The following is a 16,192-nucleotide window of genomic DNA, read 5'->3' as shown; positions in this document are numbered from 1 at the left end:
CGCGGGGCGCGCGTACAGTCCGCCGCCCTGTCCGACGGCACACACCGCGAAGGAGCCCCGCGGAGAGGGGCCCCGGCCACTGAGCGGGATTGGCCCTTGCCTGTTTCGAGAATGAATTCTAGTTTTTTTAACTCCAGCGTCCCGGCCCCCACGGGCCCCGCACACCTTACGGAGAGCCATGACCGAGGCCGTCATCGTCGAAGCCGCGCGCACACCGGTCGGCCGGCGCCGCGGCGTCCTGTCCGGGCTCCACCCGGCGCAGCTCCTCGGGCTCGCCCAGAAGGGCCTGGTGGAGCGCGCCGGCATCGCACCGGACACCGTCGAACAGGTCATCGGCGGCTGCGTCACCCAGGCCGGCGAGCAGTCCAACAACGTGATCCGCACCGCCTGGCTGCACGCCGGGCTTCCGCAGATCACCGCCTGCACCTCCATCGACTGCGCCTGCGGCTCCTCCCAGCAGGCCGTCCACCTCGTCGCGGGCCTCATCGCCTCCGGCGCGATCGAGACCGGCATCGGCTGCGGCGTCGAGTCCATGAGCCGCGTCTTCCTCGGAGCCGCGCTCACCCCCGACAACGGCTCCCCGGTCCCGGAGGACTGGACCGTGGACATGCCCGACCAGTTCACCGCCGCTGAACGCATCGCCCGCAACCGCGGCATCACCAGGGCCGACGCCGACGCCCTCGGCCTCGCCTCCCAGCGGAAGGCCGCCCGCGCCTGGGCCGAAGGACGCTTCGACACACAGATCATCGAGGTCCGGGCCCCTGTCACCGGCCCCGAGGGCCCCACCGGGGCGACCGCGTCCGTCACCCGCGACCAGGGGCTGCGCGACACCACCCCCGAGGCGCTGGCCGCACTCCGCCCGGTCCTGCCCGACGGCATCCACACCGCGGGGAACTCCTCGCAGATCAGCGACGGCGCCGCCGCCGTCCTCCTGATGAGCCGCGAGCGCGCCGCCCGCGAAGGACTGCGCCCGCGCGCCCGGATCGTCGCCTCCGCCATGGTCGGCTCCGACCCGTACTACCACCTCGACGGCCCCGTCGCGGCGACCGAACGGGTCCTGCGCAGCGCCGGGATGACCCTCGCCGACATCGACCTCGTGGAGATCAACGAGGCGTTCGCCTCCGTCGTCCTGTCCTGGGCCCAGGTCCACAAGGCCGACCTGGACAAGGTCAACGTCAACGGCGGCGCCATCGCGCTCGGACACGCCGTCGGCTCCACCGGAGCCCGGCTGATCACCCAGGCCCTGCACGAGCTGGAGCGCACCGGCAGGTCCACCGCGCTGATCACCATGTGCGCCGGCGGCGCGCACGCGACCGCCACCATCATCGAACGCATCTGAGGGGCGCCCCATGACCATCGGACTCACCGAGGAGCACCTCGACCTGCGCGACGCCGTGCGCGCCTTCACCGCCCGGCACATCACCGAGGACACCCTCCACGCGGCCGCCGACGCCGACAAGGAGACCCTCCCCGCCCACTGGAGCGGCCTCGCCGCCCAGGGCCTGCTCGGGCTGCACCTGCCCGAGGAGGACGGCGGCGCCGGCTACGGACTCCTCGAACTCGCCGTCGTCACCGAGGAACTGGGCCGCGCCACCGCCCCCGGCCCCTTCCTGCCGACGGCCCTCGCATCGGCCGTCCTGCACACCGCCGGACACCGCACCCACCTCGCCCCGCTCGCCGCCGGCAGCACGCTCGGTGCGGTCGGGCTCGACGCGGGCACCCTCGCGCTGACCCGCGCCGCCGACGGCACGGTCACGGTCACCGGCACCTCGGGGCTCGTCGTCGGCGGCCACCTCGCCGACGTGTTCGTCCTGCCCGCGTCCGACGGCGCCACCACCACCTGGCTGGTGCTGCCCCGCGCCGTCGTCGACACCGCCGACGTCCGCAGCCACGACCTGACCCGCCGCTCGTCCCGCGTGACCGCGCGCTCCGTGCGCGTCCCGGCCGCCGACCTGCTCGGCCTCGACCCGCGGACGCCCCGCGACCTCGCCGCGGTCCTGTTCGCCGCCGAGGCCGCCGGCCTCGCCGACCACTGCGTCACCACCGCCGCCGATTACGCCCGGGTCCGCGAGCAGTTCGGCCACCCCATCGGCGCCTTCCAGGGCGTCAAACACCGCTGCGCCCGCATGCTCGCCCGGGCCGAACAGGCCCGCGCCTGCGCCTGGGACGCCGCCCGCGCGACCGCGCCGGGCGGCGCGGACGACCCCCGGGAGGCCTCGCTGACCGCCGCCGTCGCAGCGGCGGTCGCCGTCGACGCCGCCTTCGACGTGGCGAAGGACTGCGTCCAGGTGCTCGGCGGCATCGGCTTCACCTGGGAGCACCCGGCACACCTCGCGCTGCGCCGGGCCCAGACCCTGCGCATCACGCTCGGTCCCTCCGCCGCCTGGCGCCGCCGCGTCGCCGCCCTCACCCTGGACGGGGTCCGCCGCCCGCTGGGCGTCGAGCTGCCGCCGGAGGCCGAGGACGAGCGCGAGGGCATCCGTGCCGAACTCCGGGCGGCCCGGTCGCTGGAGGGCAAGGAGCGCACCGACCACCTCGCCGCCCACGGCTACACCGCGCCCCATCTGCCGGTGCCCTGGGGCAAGGGGGCGGGCCCGGTGACGCAGTTGGTCATCGCCGAGGAACTGGCGGCCGCCGGGCTCACCCCCGTGGACATGATCATCGGCGGCTGGGTGGTGCCCACCCTCATCGCCCACGGCGACCCGGCCCAGCGGGAGCGGTTCCTCGCCCCGAGCCTGCGCGGCGACCTCGCCTGGTGCCAGCTGTTCAGCGAACCGGGCGCCGGCTCCGACCTGGCCGGCCTCACCACCCGCGCCGAGAAGGTGGACGGCGGCTGGCGCGTCACCGGTCAGAAGGTGTGGACGTCCATGGCCGCCGACGCCCACTGGGGCGTCCTGCTCGCCCGTACCGACACCGACGTGCCCAAGCACAAGGGCATCTCCTACTTCCTCCTCGACATGACGAGCCCCGGCATCGACATCCGGCCGCTGCGGCAGATCACCGGCGACGCCGAGTTCAACGAGGTGTTCCTCGACGGGGTGTTCATCCCCGACGAACTCCTCGTGGCCGGCCCCGGCGACGGCTGGAAGCTCGCCAGGACCACCCTCGCCAACGAACGCGTCGCCCTGTCCCACGACTCGGTCGGCTCCGGCGCCGAAGCGCTGCTGGAGATCGCCGCGGCCCTGGACGGGCTCGACGACGAACAGCTCACCACGCTCGGCGGCCACCTCTGCGACGCGCAGACCGGCGCCGTCCTCGCCCTGCGTACCACTCTGCGCAGCGTCGCCGGGCAGCAGCCGGGCGCCGAGGCGTCCGTCGCCAAGCTGCTCGGCGTCGAACACCAGCAGCGGGTCTGGGAGACCTGCGTGGACTGGCAGGGCACCGCCGCGCTCAGCGGCGAGGGCGAACGCCACGACACCACCTGGATGTTCCTCAACTCCCGCTGCCTGTCCATCGCGGGCGGTACGACGGAGGTCCAGCTGAACATCATCGGCGAGCGCATGCTCGGCCTGCCCCGCGACCCCGAGCCCACCCGGAAAGGCTGACATGCCCATCGACCGCGACAAGGCGCTGACCGCGGACCCCGCCGTCCGCACGATCCACTGGACCACCCGCGACGTCCTCCTCTACCACCTGAGCCTGGGAGCGGGCGCCGACCCGGCCACCGGGCCCGAACTCCACCTGACCTACGAGAACGGCCTCACCGTGCTCCCCACCTTCGCCGTGGTGGCCGGCTCCGGGATCTCCGCGGGCGAGGCGGAGCCGCCCGGATTCCACCTGCCCGGCATCGACATCGACCTGCGGGCCGTCCTGCACGCCGGCCAGGAGCTGCGGGTCCACCGGCCGCTGCCCGCCTCCGGCACCGCGACGCTCACCTCCCGCGTGGCCGGGGTCCGGGACAAGGGCAAGGCGGCCCTCATCGTCCTGGAGTCCGCCGCGACCGGACCGGCCGGCGAACCGCTCTGGACCTCCACCACCCGGATCTGGGCGCGCGGCGAGGGCGGCTTCAGCCACGACCCCGGCCCCGACGAGGAGCCGGTGACACCGCCGGACCGCCCGGCCGACACCGTCGTCACCTCCCGCACCACACCCCAGCAGGCCCTGTGGTACCGGCTCAACGGCGACCTCAACCCCCTGCACGCCGACCCGGAGTTCGCCCGCGCGGCCGGGCTCGACCGGCCGATCCTGCACGGCCTCGCCACGTACGGCCTGGTCTGCAAGGCCCTGGTCGACGGGGTCCTGGACGGCGACGCCGGACGGCTCACCCACCTCGCCGTGCGCTTCGCGGGCCCCCTCGTCCCCGGCGAGTCCCTCACCACCTCCGTATGGCGCGACGGCCCGTCCGCCGAGGGCACCGAACGGCTCGTGCTGCACACGTCCTGCCCCGAACGCGACGGGGCGCCCGTGCTCACCCACGCGACGGCGACGGTGACCGCGTGATGAGCGACAGCCCCGCGCGCACCGCGCCCGCCGAAGGACCGCGCCTGGTCGCCGAACCGCACAAGGACGGTGTCGACGCCGCCGTGGCGGCGGCCCGCCGGGTCATCGACGCCCTGCTGCACACCGGGGACGGGACCGGCGCCGACATGGAGGAGATCGCCGGCCGGCTCGACGCCGTCGCGGACGGCCTCACCGAGGGGGCGCCCGCCCTGCGCGAACGCCTCGCCGAGATGTGGCGCGGCGAGGGAGTCACCCGTCACGACCCCGTCACCGGACCGGAGAACGCCCTCGCGCCCCCGCTCACCCTGCGCGGCCTGGAGGACGGCTCCGTCGAAGGCGTCGTCACGCTCGGCCTGCCCTACCAGGGCCCGCCGGGACACGTGCACGGCGGCATCTCGGCGCTCCTGCTCGACCACACCCTCGGGGTCGCCAACCACTGGGGCGGCACCTCCGGAATGACCGCCGAACTGACCCTGCGCTATCTGCGGCCCACCCCGCTGTTCGAACCGCTGACCGTCACCGGCCGGCAGGTGTCGGTGGACGGCCGGCGCATCCGTACGGTCGGCGAGATCACCGCCGGGGGCACCGCCCGCGTCACCGCCGAGGGGCTGTTCATCGCCAAACAGCTGCCCAGGCCGAGCTGAGGGGGCGGCAGAGATGGGACATCTCGACGGCAGGGTCGCGGTCGTCACCGGGGCCGGTCAGGGCGTCGGGCAGGGCATCGCCCTCGCCCTCGCCTCCGAAGGAGCCTCGGTGGCCGTCGTCGGCCGGACCGCGGCCAAGCTGGACGCCACCTGCGCGCTGCTGCGTGAACGCGGGGCGACGGCCGAACCCTTCGGGCTCGACGTCCTGGACACCGGGCGCATCCCCGCCGTGGTCGCGGACGTCGCCGAGCGCTTCGGCCGCGTCGACATCCTCGTCAACAACGCCTACAGCGGCTGCTACGGCCCGCTCCTGTCGCTGAGCGACGAGCAGTTCCGGCGGGGCTTCGAAAGCGGTCCGTTCGCGGCACTCGCCCTGATGAAGGCCGCGCACCCGCACCTGAAACGGGACGGCGGCGGCTCGGTCGTCAACCTCGTCACCTCCGCCATGGTCCGCTGGGACCTGAGCACCTACGGGGCGTACGCGGCCGCCAAGTCCGCGCTGCGCTCCCTGACCCGGGCCGCCGCGAGCGAGTGGGGCCGCGACGGAATCCGGGTCAACTCCATCGCCCCGCACGCCACCTCACCCGCCTACGCGGGCTGGCAGGAGGCCAACCCCGAGGAGGCCGCCGCGTTCTGCGAGTCCATCCCGCTGGGGTACGTGGGCGACTGCGAGCAGGACATCGGCCGGGCCGTGGCGATGCTGTGCGGCCCGGACGCCCGCTATCTGACCGGCGCCACGATCCCGCTCGACGGCGGCCAGGCCAACTTCGGCTGACCGGTCCGGCCCCGCCTCCCGGTCAGCGGGACAGCCCCGTCGCAGCGGCCCCGGCCGCGGCTAGCGTCGCCCCCGGCGCGGCACGGACCGGGGTCCGGCCGCCGGGCGGGCAGACCCCCCCCGGGGCGCCGGACCGGCCCGCGGACCCCCGCCGCCCGCCGGCCCGCGCCCCGCCCGCGCACCCTTCCGGCGCCACCGCCCCACACCACCCCGCGCACCCCGTCCGCGTACCGACACCGGCAGACCCGTCCACCGGGTGAGAGGGACCGACATTGCCACACGAGACGATCGCCGACCTGCTGCTCGCCCGCACCGGGGACGACCACCCGGGCCTGCTGACCCGTGGCAGGAGCTGGACCTGGGACGAGGTGGTCGAGGAGAGCGCCGTCCGGGCCGCCCTGGCCCGGGAACTGCACACCGACGGGCCCTTCCACATCGGCGTACTCCTGGACAACGTCCCCGAGTACGTCTTCTGGCTGGGCGCCGCCGCTCTGGCCGGCGCGGCCGTCGTCGGCATCAACCCGACCCGGCGGGGCGCCGAACTGGAGCGCGAGGTACGGCACACCGACTGCGCGATGATCGTCACCGACCGGGCCGGCCTCGCCCTGCTCGACGGGCTCGACATCGGCGTGGACCGCGACCGGTTCCTCGTGGTCGACACCCCGGAGTACCGGGAACTGCCCGTTCCGCCCGTCGGCCGGCCGGTGACCGCCGCGCCCGGAGTCACCGCCACCACCCCGATGCTGCTCCTGCTGACCTCGGGCACCACCGGCACCTCCAAGGCGGCGATCTGCTCGCAGGGCCGGCTCGCCGCGCTGGGCGCCGCCAACAGCGCCAAGTACGACATCACCCGCGCCGACACCTGCTACTGCCCGATGCCGCTGTTCCACGGCAACGCGCTGATGGCGCTGTGGGCCCCCGCCCTCAGCGCGGGCGCCACCATCGCCCTCACCCCCAAGTTCTCCGCCTCCGGATTCCTCCCCGACGTCCGCCACTTCGGAGCCACCTACTTCACGTACGTCGGCAAGGCCATCGGCTACGTCCTGGCCGGGCCCGAGACCCCTGGGGACGCCGACAATCGCCTCACCCACGCCTTCGGCACCGAGGCGTCCCCCGAGGACGCGACCCGTTTCCTGGACCGCTTCGGCTGCCGCCTCGTCGAGGGCTACGGCTCCAGCGAGGGCGCCGGCATGCTCAAGCGGGTCCCCGACGCGCCCACGGGCGCGCTCGGCACGCCGGCCCGGCCCGGCGTCCGCATTGTCCACCCCGCCACCCGGGAGACCTGCCCGCCCGCCCGGCTCGACGCCTACGGCCGGGTGTGCAACCCCGAGGAGGCCATCGGCGAGATCGTGGACACCGAGGGCGCCGCCCGCTTCGAGGGCTACTACAACAACGAGGCGGCCAACGCCGAACGCGTCCGCCACGGCTGGTACTGGACCGGCGACCTCGGTTACGTGGACGAGTCCGGCTACTTCTACTTCGCGGGCCGCTCCGGCGACTGGATCCGGGTCGACGGCGAGAACACCTCGGCCCTGCTCACCGAGCGCGTCCTGCGCAGGCACCGGGACGTGGTGGCCGCCGGAGTCTTCGGCGTGCCCGACCCGCGCTCCGGCGACCAGGTCATGGCCGCGCTCGAACTCCCGGGCGGCACCCGCTTCGAGGACCTGGACCTGCCCGGCTTCCTGGAGCGCCAGGAGGACCTGGGCAGCAAGGGCGTACCCCGCTTCGTCCGCGTCTCGCACGCCCTGCCCACCACCGGCTCCAACAAGCTCCGCAAGAAGGAGATGCAGTTGGACGGGTGGCGCACCGACGACCCGGTGTACCGCTGGGCGGGCCGCGGCCGGCCCGTGTACGAGCTGATGACCGAGGACGACAAGGCCGCGCTGCGCGGCGAGTTCCTGGCCAACGGGCGCGGACGCTTCCTGCCCTGACCCGCCCGGCACCCCCGCCGCCGCGACAACCGAGGAGAACCACACATGCAACTGCGCGAGAGCGCCGCGCACCAGGAGCTGCGGCGGGAACTGCGGGCGTACTTCGCGGGCCTGATGCCCGAGGACGAGCGCCGGCGCGTCGGCGAGGAGGGCGTGGGCGGCGACCGCTTCCGCGAGGTCGTCAAACGGCTCGGCTCCGACGGCTGGCTCGGCCTGGGCTGGCCCACCGAGTACGGCGGCCAGGGCCGGCCCGCCGAGGACCAGTACGTCTTCTTCGACGAGGTCCAGCGCGCGGGCCTGCCCTTCCCGTTCGTCACCGTCAACACCGTCGGGCCGACCCTCATGGCGCACGGCTCGGACGAGCACCGCAAGCGGTTCCTGCCCGGCATCCTCTCCGGCGACATCGTCTTCGCGATCGGCTACACCGAACCCGGGGCCGGCACCGACCTCGCCTCGCTGACGACCCGCGCGGTCCGCGACGGCGACGCGTACGTGGTCGACGGCAGCAAGATCTTCACCAGCGGCGCCAACACCGCCGACTACGTGTGGCTGGCCGCCCGCACCGACCCGGAAGCGCCCAAGCACAAGGGCATCTCCATCCTGATCGTGCCGACATCGGACGACGGCTTCTCCTGGAGCCCGATCCGTACCGTCGGCGGGCTGACCGTCACCGCGACGTACTACAGCGGGATCCGCGTCCCCGCCGGTGACGTGGTCGGCGCGGTGGACGGCGGCTGGCGGCTGATCACCGCCCAGCTCAACCACGAACGCATCGGCCTCGCGGCCCTCGGCGGCCGCATGATCCAGCTGTGGGAACGCGTCCTCGACCTGGCCCGGGAAGACGGTACGGCCGACATCCCCTGGGTCCGGGCGGAGTTCGCCCGCACGTACGCCCGGCTGGAGGCGATGCGGCTGATGAACTGGAAGATGACCGCGGCCGTCGCCGCGAACACCCTGACCGGTGCCGACGCGGGCGCCGCCAAGGTCTACGGCACCGAGACCCACATCGACGTCCAGCGCGGCCTCACCCAGATCCTCGGCGCGGCCGGCCGCATCCGCCCCGAGTCACCCGGCGCGGCCCTCGCCGGCCAGGTCGAACAGCTCTCCCGGCAGGGCATCGTCAACACCTTCGGCGGCGGCGTCAACGAGGTGCTGCGCGACATGGTCGCCACCCAGGGGCTCGGGCTGCCGCGCGCGGGGCGTGGCGCATGAGCGGCGAGGAGAGGCGAGCGGACTACGAGGAACGGCTCCAGGCCTTCACCGGCCGCGAACTGCGTCCGCGCACCCCGGGCCAGGACCCCGTCAACCAGCCGATGATCCGGCACTGGGCGGAGGCGATGGGCGACACCAACCCGGTGTACACGGACGCCGCCGCGGCCCGCGCCACCGGCCGCGACGGGGTGGTGGCACCCGCGTCGATGGTCCAGGCGTGGACCATGCGCGGATACGCCGCCACCGTGGACCCGCGACCCGGCGACGGGGACGGCTTCGAGGCGCTGGTGGCCCTGCTGGACGAGGGCGGCTACACCTCCGTGGTCGCCACCGACTCCGAGCTCACCTTCCTGCGGGAACTGGCACCCGGCGACCGCGTCGCCGTCCGCGAGACCGTCGAGTCCGTCTCGGCCGAGAAGCGGACCGGGCTCGGACCCGGGCGCTTCGTCACCACCCTGAAGACCTACACCGACGATGACGGGGAGACGGTCGCCACCCAGCGGTGGCGCACCCTGAGGTTTTGCCCGGCGGCAGCGGAAGAGGACCCCGCGCCCCCGCCCGCCCCGCGCCCGCGCCCCGCCGTCAACCGGGACAACGCCTTCTTCTTCGAGGGCGCGAAGGACCACCGGCTGCTCATCCAGCGCTGCGCCGACTGCTCCCGGCTGCGCCACCCGCCGGGCCCCTGCTGCCCCGCGTGCGGGTCGACGGACTGGGACACCGTCGAGGCCGGCGGACGCGGTGAGGTGTACAGCTTCGTCGTCAGCCACCACCCGAAGCACCCCGCGTTCGACACGCCGTACCTCGTGGCCGTCGTCGCGCTCGCCGAGGGCACCCGGCTCATCACCAACCTGACCGGTGTCGCCCCCGAGGACGTCACCATCGGCATGCCCGTCGTCCTTGACTGGCTCGACGCCGACCCCGATCCGACCCTGCCGGTGTTCCGGCCCGCCCCGACGGAGGCGCCCTGATGGATTTCTCCCTGGGAGAAGAACTCGAAGCCGTCCGTGACCTGGCCCGGGAGATCCTCACCGACCACGCCACGCCCGAGCGGCTGCGCGAGGCCGAGCGCTCCCCGTCCCGGGTGGACGAGCGGCTGTGGGCGGACCTGGCCTCGGCCGGACTGCTCGCCGCCGTGCTCCCCGAAGCCGACGGGGGCGCCGGACTCGGCATGGCCGGCCTCTGCGTCCTGCTCCAGGAACAGGGCCGGGTGGTGGCCCCGGTCCCGCTGTGGCCCGCGCTGACCGCCGCGCTCACCGTGGCCGCCCACGGCACGGCCGGGCAGCGCTCGGCCCTGCTGCCGGGCCTGGCGGACGGCGGTGCGCGGCTCACCGTCGCCCTTGAGGAGTTCGGCCCGGCCGGTCCGCTCGCACCCTGGACCACGGCGACCCAGGACGGTACCGGCTGGCTGCTCACCGGCGTCAAGGCCGTGGTGCCCGCCCCCGCCGGAGCGGCCCACGTCCTGGTCACCGCCGCGACGGACGCGGGACCCGGTGTCTTCCTGGTCGCCGCCGACGCCCCCGGGGCGGGCTGGGAGCACGCCGAGACCACCAGCCACGACCTGAGCGCCCACCTCACCCTGGACGGCGCGCCCGCCGAACCCGTCGGCACACCGGGCGGCACGGCCTGTGCGGACCTCGTGCGGTACGCCCGGCTCGCCCTGGCCGCAGTCCAGGCAGGGGTGGCGGAGGGAGCGCTCGGCCACGCGGCCGGGCATCTGCGCGAGCGCGCCCAGTTCGGCCGCCCGCTCGCCACCTTCCAGGCCGTGCAGCACCAGCTGGCCGACTGCTACATCGACATCGAGGCCATGCGGGTCACGCTGTGGTACGCCGTGGACGCGCTGGCCGAGCCGTTCGACGCCGATGCGGCGGACCGGGCCGCGCTCGTCGCCGAGTGGTGGGCCGCCGAAGGGGGACTCGACACCGTCCACCGGGTGCAGCACGTACACGGCGGCATCGGCGTCGACACCGACTACCCGGTCCACCGCCACTTCCTGTGGGGCAAGCAGATCTCCACCACGCTCGGCGGGGCGGGCGCGGGCCTGGACCATCTGGGGGTCCTGCTCACCGGCGGGGAGGTGACCGCATGAGCCCGCGGCGGGACACCGTGCTCCCGCCCACCCGCACGTACGACGAGGTGGCCGTCGGGGAGGTGCTTCCCGAGCTGGCGGTCCCGATCACCCGCACCCTGATCGTCGCCACCGCGCTCGCGAGCCGCGACTTCCAGGATGTGCACCACGACCCCGGACTCGCCCGGGAACGCGGCTCGAAGGACATCTTCATGAACATCCTGACCAGCAACGGCCTGGTCGACCGGTACGTCACCGGCTGGGCCGGCCCCGCCGCCGTCGTCAAGGCCATCCGCATCCGGCTCGGTGCCCCCAACCACCCCGGCGACACGATGGTGCTCACCGGCACCGTCACCGGGAAGTCCGGCACCGACCGCCATGTCGAGATCGCCGTCCGGGGCACCAACGGCGTGGGCGCCCACGTCACCGGCAGTGTGTCGGTGCAGCTGCCCGGGGAGGGCCGATGAGCAGGACTCCGCTGTCGGGGGCCGCCGCGGTGGCCGGGATCGGCGCCACCGAATTCTCCAAGAACTCCGGCCGCAGCGAACTCCGGCTGGCCTGCGAGGCGGTGCTCGCCGCCCTGGACGACGCGGGGCTGACCCCCGCCGACGTCGACGGGCTCGTCACCTTCACCGCCGAGACCAACTCCGAGGTCCATGTGGCCCGGAACACGGGGATGGGCGAGCTGACGTTCTTCTCCCGCATCGGCTACGGAGGCGGCGCGGCCTGCGCGACCGTGCAGCAGGCGGCCATGGCCGTCGCCACCGGGGCCGCCGAAGTGGTCGTCTGCTACCGGGCGTTCAACGAACGCTCCGGCGAGCGCTACGGGCTGGGGCAGGCCGACCGGCCCATGGACACCACCGCGGACCGGGCCGCCTACGCCTGGATGACACCGTTCGGGCTGAGCACCCCGGCCCAGTGGGTGGCCATGTTCGCCCGCCGCTACCTGCACGAGTACGGGGCCACCACCGACGACTTTGGCCGGGTCGCCGTCGTCGACCGCAAGCACGCCGCGAACAACCCGGCCGCCTGGTTCCACGGACGCCCCATCACCCTCCAGGACCACCGCGACTCCCGCTGGATCGCCGAGCCCCTGCGCCTGCTGGACTGCTGCCAGGAGACCGACGGCGGGCAGGCCCTCGTCATCGTCTCCGCCGAGCGCGCCCGTGACCTGCCCCACCCGCCGGCCGTGATCCGCTCCGCCGCCCAGGGACTCGGGGCCGACCAGCACATGATGACCAGCTACTACCGGCCCACCATCAGCGGCATCCCGGAAATGGGCCTGGTGGGAAGGCAGTTGTACGGGCAGAGCGGTCTTCGCCCCGGGGACATCGACGCGGCCGTGCTCTATGACCACTTCACCCCGCTGGTCCTTCCCCAGCTGGAGGAGCTGGGCTTCTGCGGGCGCGGCGAGGCGAAGGACTTCATCGCGGACGGCCACCTCGAACTCGGCGGCTCCCTGCCCTTCAACACCCATGGCGGACAGCTCGGCGAGGCGTATCTGCACGGCATGAACGGTGTCGCGGAGGGCGTCCGGCTGATCCGGGGCACCTCCGTCAACCAGCCCGGCCGGACCGACCACGTCCTGGTCACCGCCGGCACCGGAGTCCCCACCAGCGGGCTGATCCTGGGGGCCGACCGATGACCGGGTCCCCGTGGCAGGGCCGCGCGCTCGGCAGCCGTACCGTCTCCTGGAGCGCGCGGGACGCGATCCTCTACGCGCTCGCCGTCGGAGCCCCCGCCGAACGCCTCGACCTCGTGTACGAGGAGCGGCTGCGGGTGCTGCCGACCTTCGCCCTGACCCTGGCCCAGTGGGCGCCCGACGCGCTCGGCGCACTCGGTGCCTTCGACGTCACCACCGCCGTGCACGGCGGTCAGCGCCTCGTCGTGCACCGGCCGCTGGAGCCGGACGGGGAGCTGACCGCCGCCGCCCGCGTCTCCCAGGTGCGGGACAAGGGATCGGCCGCCGTGTTCGATGTGGAGGTGGACTGCGCGTACTTCACGGCCACCTGGTCCCTCTTCGCCCCCGGTGCCGGCGGCTTCGGCGGCGAACGCGGACCGGCGGCCCCGCGCCGCCCCGGCCGCCCGGCCGAGCACACCGCGACCGTCGCCACCCACTCCCGGCAGGCGGCCCTCTACCGGCTCCTCGGCGACCGGCACGCCATGCACATCGACCCCGGCGCGGCGAAGGCGGCCGGCCTGCCCCGGCCCTTCCTGCACGGGCTGTGCACCCTCGCCGCGAGCCTGCTGCCGCTGGCCGACCGCCTCGGCGCACACCCCGCCGACCTGGTGGAGCTGGACGCCCGGTTCGCCGCCCCCGTCTTCCCCGGAGACCGGCTCGGCGTACGGGCCTGGAACGACACGGGCGGTTCCGTCGTGCTCTTCGAGGCGTTGGCCGGGGACCGCGCGGTCCTGACCGGCGGACGGGCCCGCTTCGCCCCCGACGCGACCGCACCCGAGGAGACCCCCGATGCTTGAGACCGCCCGGCGCGCCGAGGCCGCCGACCTGCTGTGGGCCGCCCAGTGCGCGCGTACCCCCGTCGAGCCGCTGACCACCACGTACCCGGACATCGACGCGGCCGACGCCTACGAGATCCAGCTCATCAACATCCGCAGACAGCTCGCCCTGGGCCGTACCGTCCACGGGCACAAGGTCGGCCTGTCCTCCGAGGTCATGCAGCGGATGATGGGCGTGGACGAACCCGACTACGGCCATCTGCTGTCCGACATGGTGCTCAGCGAGGACACCCCCGTCGACACCGGCCGCTACTGCTTCCCCCGCATCGAGGTCGAGATCGGCTACGTGCTCGGCCGGAGCCTGCCCGGTGAGGGCTGCACCACCGCCGACGTCCTGGCCGCCACCGAGTACATCGTCCCCTCCATCGAACTCATCGACAGCCGGATCAAGGACTGGCGGATCGCGCTGGCCGACACCATCGCCGACAACGCCTCGTCCGCCGGGGTGCTCCTCGGCGCCGCCCGCGTACGGCCGGCCGAGCTGGATCCCGCCGACATCGCCGCCGTGCTGTACCGGGACGGCGAGGAGATCGCCCGGGGCAACACCAGCGCGGTCCTCGGGGACCCGACGGAGGCCGTCGCCTGGCTGGCCCGCAAGGTGGCCTCCTTCGGGGTGACGCTGGAAGCCGGCCACGTCGTCCTGCCCGGCTCGTGCACCGCGGCGGTCGACGTCCGGCCGGGCGAGACGTTCCGCGCCGACTTCGGGGGACTCGGCTCCGTGTCCGTCGCCTTCGCCCACTCAACGGGACAGGACGGCATGCAGAACTGAAATCAATACTAGTTTTCTGAGCCGAAGGCGCACCCCGGTCGCGAACACGGGGTGCGCCGCCCCATCCACCGGCTCGACGCCACACCGGAAAGAGGCAGCATGAGCGCGACGAACACCCCATCGGCGAGCACCCTGGAGGGGCGCACCGCCGTCGTCACCGGAGCCGGAGCGGGGCTCGGCCGCGCCGAGGCACTGGCCCTGGCGGGGCTCGGGGCCAATGTGGTGGTCAACGACATCGGCCCGGCCGCCGACGACGTGGCCGCCGAGATCAAGGAGCTGGGCAGCGGCGCGGTCGCGGTGACCGGCGACGTGGGGGACTGGTCGATGGGCGACCGCCTGGTCCAGGCCGCCGTGGAGAGCTTCGGCGGCCTGGACATCGTCGTCAACAACGCGGGCGTCCTGCGCGACAAGATGCTCTTCAACCTCAGCGAGTCCGACTGGGACGACGTCATCCGCATCCACCTCAAGGGGCACGCCGGGCTCTCCCGCGCCGCCGCGGTGCACTGGCGCACGGCGAGCAAGGCGTCCGGCACCCAGGTCTACGGCCGGGTCGTCAACACCTCCTCCGAGGCCTTCCTCTTCGGCGCCCCCGGCCAGCCCAACTACTCCGCGGCCAAGGCCGGCATCACCGCGCTGACCCTGGCCACCGCCCAGGGCCTGGCCCGCTACGGGGTGCGCGCCAACGCGATCTGCCCCCGGGCCCGCACCGCGATGACCGCCGAGGCCTTCGGCGAGGGCGACACCGCACCCGGCGGCCTGGACATCATGGCGCCCGAGCGCGTCGCCACCCTCGTCGCGCACCTGGCCTCCCCGGCCGCCGACAAGATCAACGGGCAGGTCTTCGTCGTCTACGGCGACATGGTCGCCCTGCTCGCCCCGCCCACCGTGGAGAAGAAGTTCACCGCCGCCGACGGCACGTTCACCCCCGAGGAGCTGGACGGCCTGCTGACGCCCCACTTCGAGGGCCGCGATCCGTACCGCGGCTTCGCCGCCTACAGCGTCGCCGGACTCGACACGACGGGCACCCAGCGGCAGCGCTGAAACGGCACACCGACGCACCGACCCGGCCGGCGCACCCGCGCGGGCCGGGTCAGTCCGCTTCCGGGGCCGGTGCGAGCAGCAGGTGACAGGCCATCCGCAGGTCGGCGTCGGCCTCCTGCGGGGTGAGCCGTTCGTTGAGCCGGGACTGAAGCACCCCGTACCAGAGCAGGATCAGCAGCCGCAGCCGGGCGACATGGTGTTCCGTGGGCTGCTCGACCTCCCAGGCCCGCAGCAGCAGGTCGAGGAAGCCCGAGTCGATCCGGGCCAGATCCGGCACGGTCGAGGCGCGGGCGGCGTTCGCGGACTGGATCATCGCGGTGGCCAGCGCCGGCCTGCGCAGCAGGTTACGGGTGGCGCTGCCCAGCGTCTCGAACACGGCGTCCTTCGGCGAGGTGCCCGCCGGGCGCTGTGGCACCCGCGCGGCGAACCCCTCGATCTGGTCGGCCATCAACGCGGTGAACAGGTGCGTCTTCGACGGGAAGTACCGGTACAGGGTGCCGATGGCCACCCCCGCGCCCTTCGCCACCTCGTGCATCTGCACGCGTTCGAGACCGGTCTCGGCGGCGAGGTCCGCCGCCGCCCGCAGGATGCTCTGACGGCGTGCGCGCTGGCGGGGCGAACTGGGCTCGGCCCCGGCTCTGGCCTCGGCGATTCTGGGCACGCGCCCCTCCTCCCGGCGTTCGGTTCATGTCAACGGCCTCCGACAATACGCGTCCCCGCCGCCCGCGTCAGGCGACGTCCGCCCCGGGTACCGGTCAGCGGGACCGGACCCTCCGAGGCCGCCCGGGAAGGGGTCTG

15 protein-coding genes are annotated in these 16,192 nt (G+C 74.0%); 14 read left to right on the top strand and 1 reads right to left on the bottom strand.

The window, feature by feature from the left end; all coding sequences use genetic code 11:
• Nucleotides 1–178 precede the first annotated feature (178 nt).
• The 14 genes from P8A18_RS03480 to P8A18_RS03415 all read left to right on the top strand — a co-directional run bounded on the left by P8A18_RS03480 (nt 179) and on the right by P8A18_RS03415 (nt 15,394).
• The gene (locus tag P8A18_RS03480) at nt 179–1,339 is read left to right on the top strand and encodes a steroid 3-ketoacyl-CoA thiolase (RefSeq protein WP_306051687.1); all 1,161 of its coding nucleotides are present in this window, start codon (nt 179–181) and stop codon (nt 1,337–1,339) included.
• A 10-nt stretch (nt 1,340–1,349) separates the two neighbouring features.
• Nucleotides 1,350–3,545, top strand: coding sequence for an acyl-CoA dehydrogenase family protein (locus P8A18_RS03475; RefSeq protein WP_306051685.1), 2,196 nt, complete (start codon nt 1,350–1,352; stop codon nt 3,543–3,545).
• Between the two features lies 1 nt (nt 3,546).
• Nucleotides 3,547–4,440 (top strand): MaoC/PaaZ C-terminal domain-containing protein, encoded by an 894-nt coding sequence (locus tag P8A18_RS03470; RefSeq protein WP_306051683.1) that lies wholly within the window; start codon nt 3,547–3,549, stop codon nt 4,438–4,440.
• A complete protein-coding gene (locus P8A18_RS03465) occupies nt 4,440–5,084 on the top strand; it encodes a PaaI family thioesterase (RefSeq protein WP_306051681.1) in 645 nt (214 codons plus the stop codon). The genes P8A18_RS03470 and P8A18_RS03465 overlap by 1 nt, the downstream gene beginning before the upstream one ends.
• 13 nt (nt 5,085–5,097) lie before the next feature.
• Nucleotides 5,098–5,859: an SDR family NAD(P)-dependent oxidoreductase gene (locus tag P8A18_RS03460; RefSeq protein WP_306051679.1), complete on the top strand. Its 762-nt coding sequence runs from the start codon at nt 5,098–5,100 to the stop codon at nt 5,857–5,859.
• A 272-nt stretch (nt 5,860–6,131) separates the two neighbouring features.
• Nucleotides 6,132–7,790, top strand: a complete 1,659-nt coding sequence (gene casI, locus P8A18_RS03455) for a steroid-22-oyl-CoA synthetase (protein ID WP_306051677.1) — start codon at nt 6,132–6,134, stop codon at nt 7,788–7,790.
• A gap of 45 nt (nt 7,791–7,835) precedes the next feature.
• A complete protein-coding gene (locus tag P8A18_RS03450; RefSeq protein WP_306051675.1) occupies nt 7,836–9,002 on the top strand; it encodes an acyl-CoA dehydrogenase family protein in 1,167 nt (388 codons plus the stop codon).
• Complete coding sequence (locus tag P8A18_RS03445) at nt 8,999–9,970, top strand: bifunctional MaoC family dehydratase N-terminal/OB-fold nucleic acid binding domain-containing protein (protein WP_306051673.1); 972 nt, start codon at nt 8,999–9,001, stop codon at nt 9,968–9,970. Before P8A18_RS03450 ends, P8A18_RS03445 begins: the two co-directional genes overlap by 4 nt.
• Nucleotides 9,970–11,088: an acyl-CoA dehydrogenase family protein gene (locus tag P8A18_RS03440; RefSeq protein ID WP_306051671.1), complete on the top strand. Its 1,119-nt coding sequence runs from the start codon at nt 9,970–9,972 to the stop codon at nt 11,086–11,088. Before P8A18_RS03445 ends, P8A18_RS03440 begins: the two co-directional genes overlap by 1 nt.
• Nucleotides 11,085–11,534 carry a MaoC family dehydratase gene (locus P8A18_RS03435; RefSeq protein WP_306051669.1) on the top strand — a complete coding sequence of 150 codons (450 nt, stop codon included), beginning with the start codon at nt 11,085–11,087 and terminating at the stop codon, nt 11,532–11,534. The genes P8A18_RS03440 and P8A18_RS03435 overlap by 4 nt, the downstream gene beginning before the upstream one ends.
• Entirely contained in the window at nt 11,531–12,712 is a 1,182-nt protein-coding gene (locus P8A18_RS03430; protein ID WP_306051667.1) for a lipid-transfer protein, read from the top strand. Before P8A18_RS03435 ends, P8A18_RS03430 begins: the two co-directional genes overlap by 4 nt.
• Nucleotides 12,709–13,545 carry a MaoC/PaaZ C-terminal domain-containing protein gene (locus tag P8A18_RS03425; protein ID WP_306051665.1) on the top strand — a complete coding sequence of 279 codons (837 nt, stop codon included), beginning with the start codon at nt 12,709–12,711 and terminating at the stop codon, nt 13,543–13,545. The genes P8A18_RS03430 and P8A18_RS03425 overlap by 4 nt, the downstream gene beginning before the upstream one ends.
• Nucleotides 13,538–14,353, top strand: a complete 816-nt coding sequence (locus P8A18_RS03420; protein WP_306051663.1) for a 2-keto-4-pentenoate hydratase — start codon at nt 13,538–13,540, stop codon at nt 14,351–14,353. Before P8A18_RS03425 ends, P8A18_RS03420 begins: the two co-directional genes overlap by 8 nt.
• Before the next feature lie 99 nt (nt 14,354–14,452).
• Nucleotides 14,453–15,394, top strand: a complete 942-nt coding sequence (locus P8A18_RS03415; protein ID WP_306051661.1) for a 3-oxoacyl-ACP reductase — start codon at nt 14,453–14,455, stop codon at nt 15,392–15,394.
• 49 nt (nt 15,395–15,443) lie between these two features.
• On the opposite strand, the gene P8A18_RS03410 is transcribed toward P8A18_RS03415, so the two are convergent.
• The gene (locus P8A18_RS03410) at nt 15,444–16,055 is read right to left on the bottom strand and encodes a TetR/AcrR family transcriptional regulator (RefSeq protein ID WP_306051659.1); all 612 of its coding nucleotides are present in this window, start codon (nt 16,053–16,055) and stop codon (nt 15,444–15,446) included.
• Nucleotides 16,056–16,192: the final 137 nt, after the last annotated feature.

The organism is Streptomyces sp. Mut1, from assembly GCF_030719295.1.
Taxonomy (GTDB): domain Bacteria; phylum Actinomycetota; class Actinomycetes; order Streptomycetales; family Streptomycetaceae; genus Streptomyces; species Streptomyces castrisilvae.
Note: the sequence above shows the minus strand (reverse complement) of the source record. Positions and strands in the feature narration are given on the sequence as shown.

What these genes read in the sequence shown, in the direction of transcription:
- P8A18_RS03470 (WP_306051683.1), top strand. Translation starts at nt 3,547, where the DNA reads ATGCCCATCGACCGCGACAAGGCGCTGACCGCGGACCCCGCCGTCCGC.
- P8A18_RS03475 (WP_306051685.1), top strand. Translation starts at nt 1,350, where the DNA reads ATGACCATCGGACTCACCGAGGAGCACCTCGACCTGCGCGACGCCGTG.
- P8A18_RS03445 (WP_306051673.1), top strand. Translation starts at nt 8,999, where the DNA reads ATGAGCGGCGAGGAGAGGCGAGCGGACTACGAGGAACGGCTCCAGGCC.
- P8A18_RS03435 (WP_306051669.1), top strand. Translation starts at nt 11,085, where the DNA reads ATGAGCCCGCGGCGGGACACCGTGCTCCCGCCCACCCGCACGTACGAC.
- P8A18_RS03450 (WP_306051675.1), top strand. Translation starts at nt 7,836, where the DNA reads ATGCAACTGCGCGAGAGCGCCGCGCACCAGGAGCTGCGGCGGGAACTG.
- P8A18_RS03465 (WP_306051681.1), top strand. Translation starts at nt 4,440, where the DNA reads ATGAGCGACAGCCCCGCGCGCACCGCGCCCGCCGAAGGACCGCGCCTG.
- P8A18_RS03440 (WP_306051671.1), top strand. Translation starts at nt 9,970, where the DNA reads ATGGATTTCTCCCTGGGAGAAGAACTCGAAGCCGTCCGTGACCTGGCC.
- P8A18_RS03425 (WP_306051665.1), top strand. Translation starts at nt 12,709, where the DNA reads ATGACCGGGTCCCCGTGGCAGGGCCGCGCGCTCGGCAGCCGTACCGTC.
- P8A18_RS03460 (WP_306051679.1), top strand. Translation starts at nt 5,098, where the DNA reads ATGGGACATCTCGACGGCAGGGTCGCGGTCGTCACCGGGGCCGGTCAG.
- P8A18_RS03430 (WP_306051667.1), top strand. Translation starts at nt 11,531, where the DNA reads ATGAGCAGGACTCCGCTGTCGGGGGCCGCCGCGGTGGCCGGGATCGGC.
- P8A18_RS03420 (WP_306051663.1), top strand. Translation starts at nt 13,538, where the DNA reads ATGCTTGAGACCGCCCGGCGCGCCGAGGCCGCCGACCTGCTGTGGGCC.
- P8A18_RS03415 (WP_306051661.1), top strand. Translation starts at nt 14,453, where the DNA reads ATGAGCGCGACGAACACCCCATCGGCGAGCACCCTGGAGGGGCGCACC.
- P8A18_RS03480 (WP_306051687.1), top strand. Translation starts at nt 179, where the DNA reads ATGACCGAGGCCGTCATCGTCGAAGCCGCGCGCACACCGGTCGGCCGG.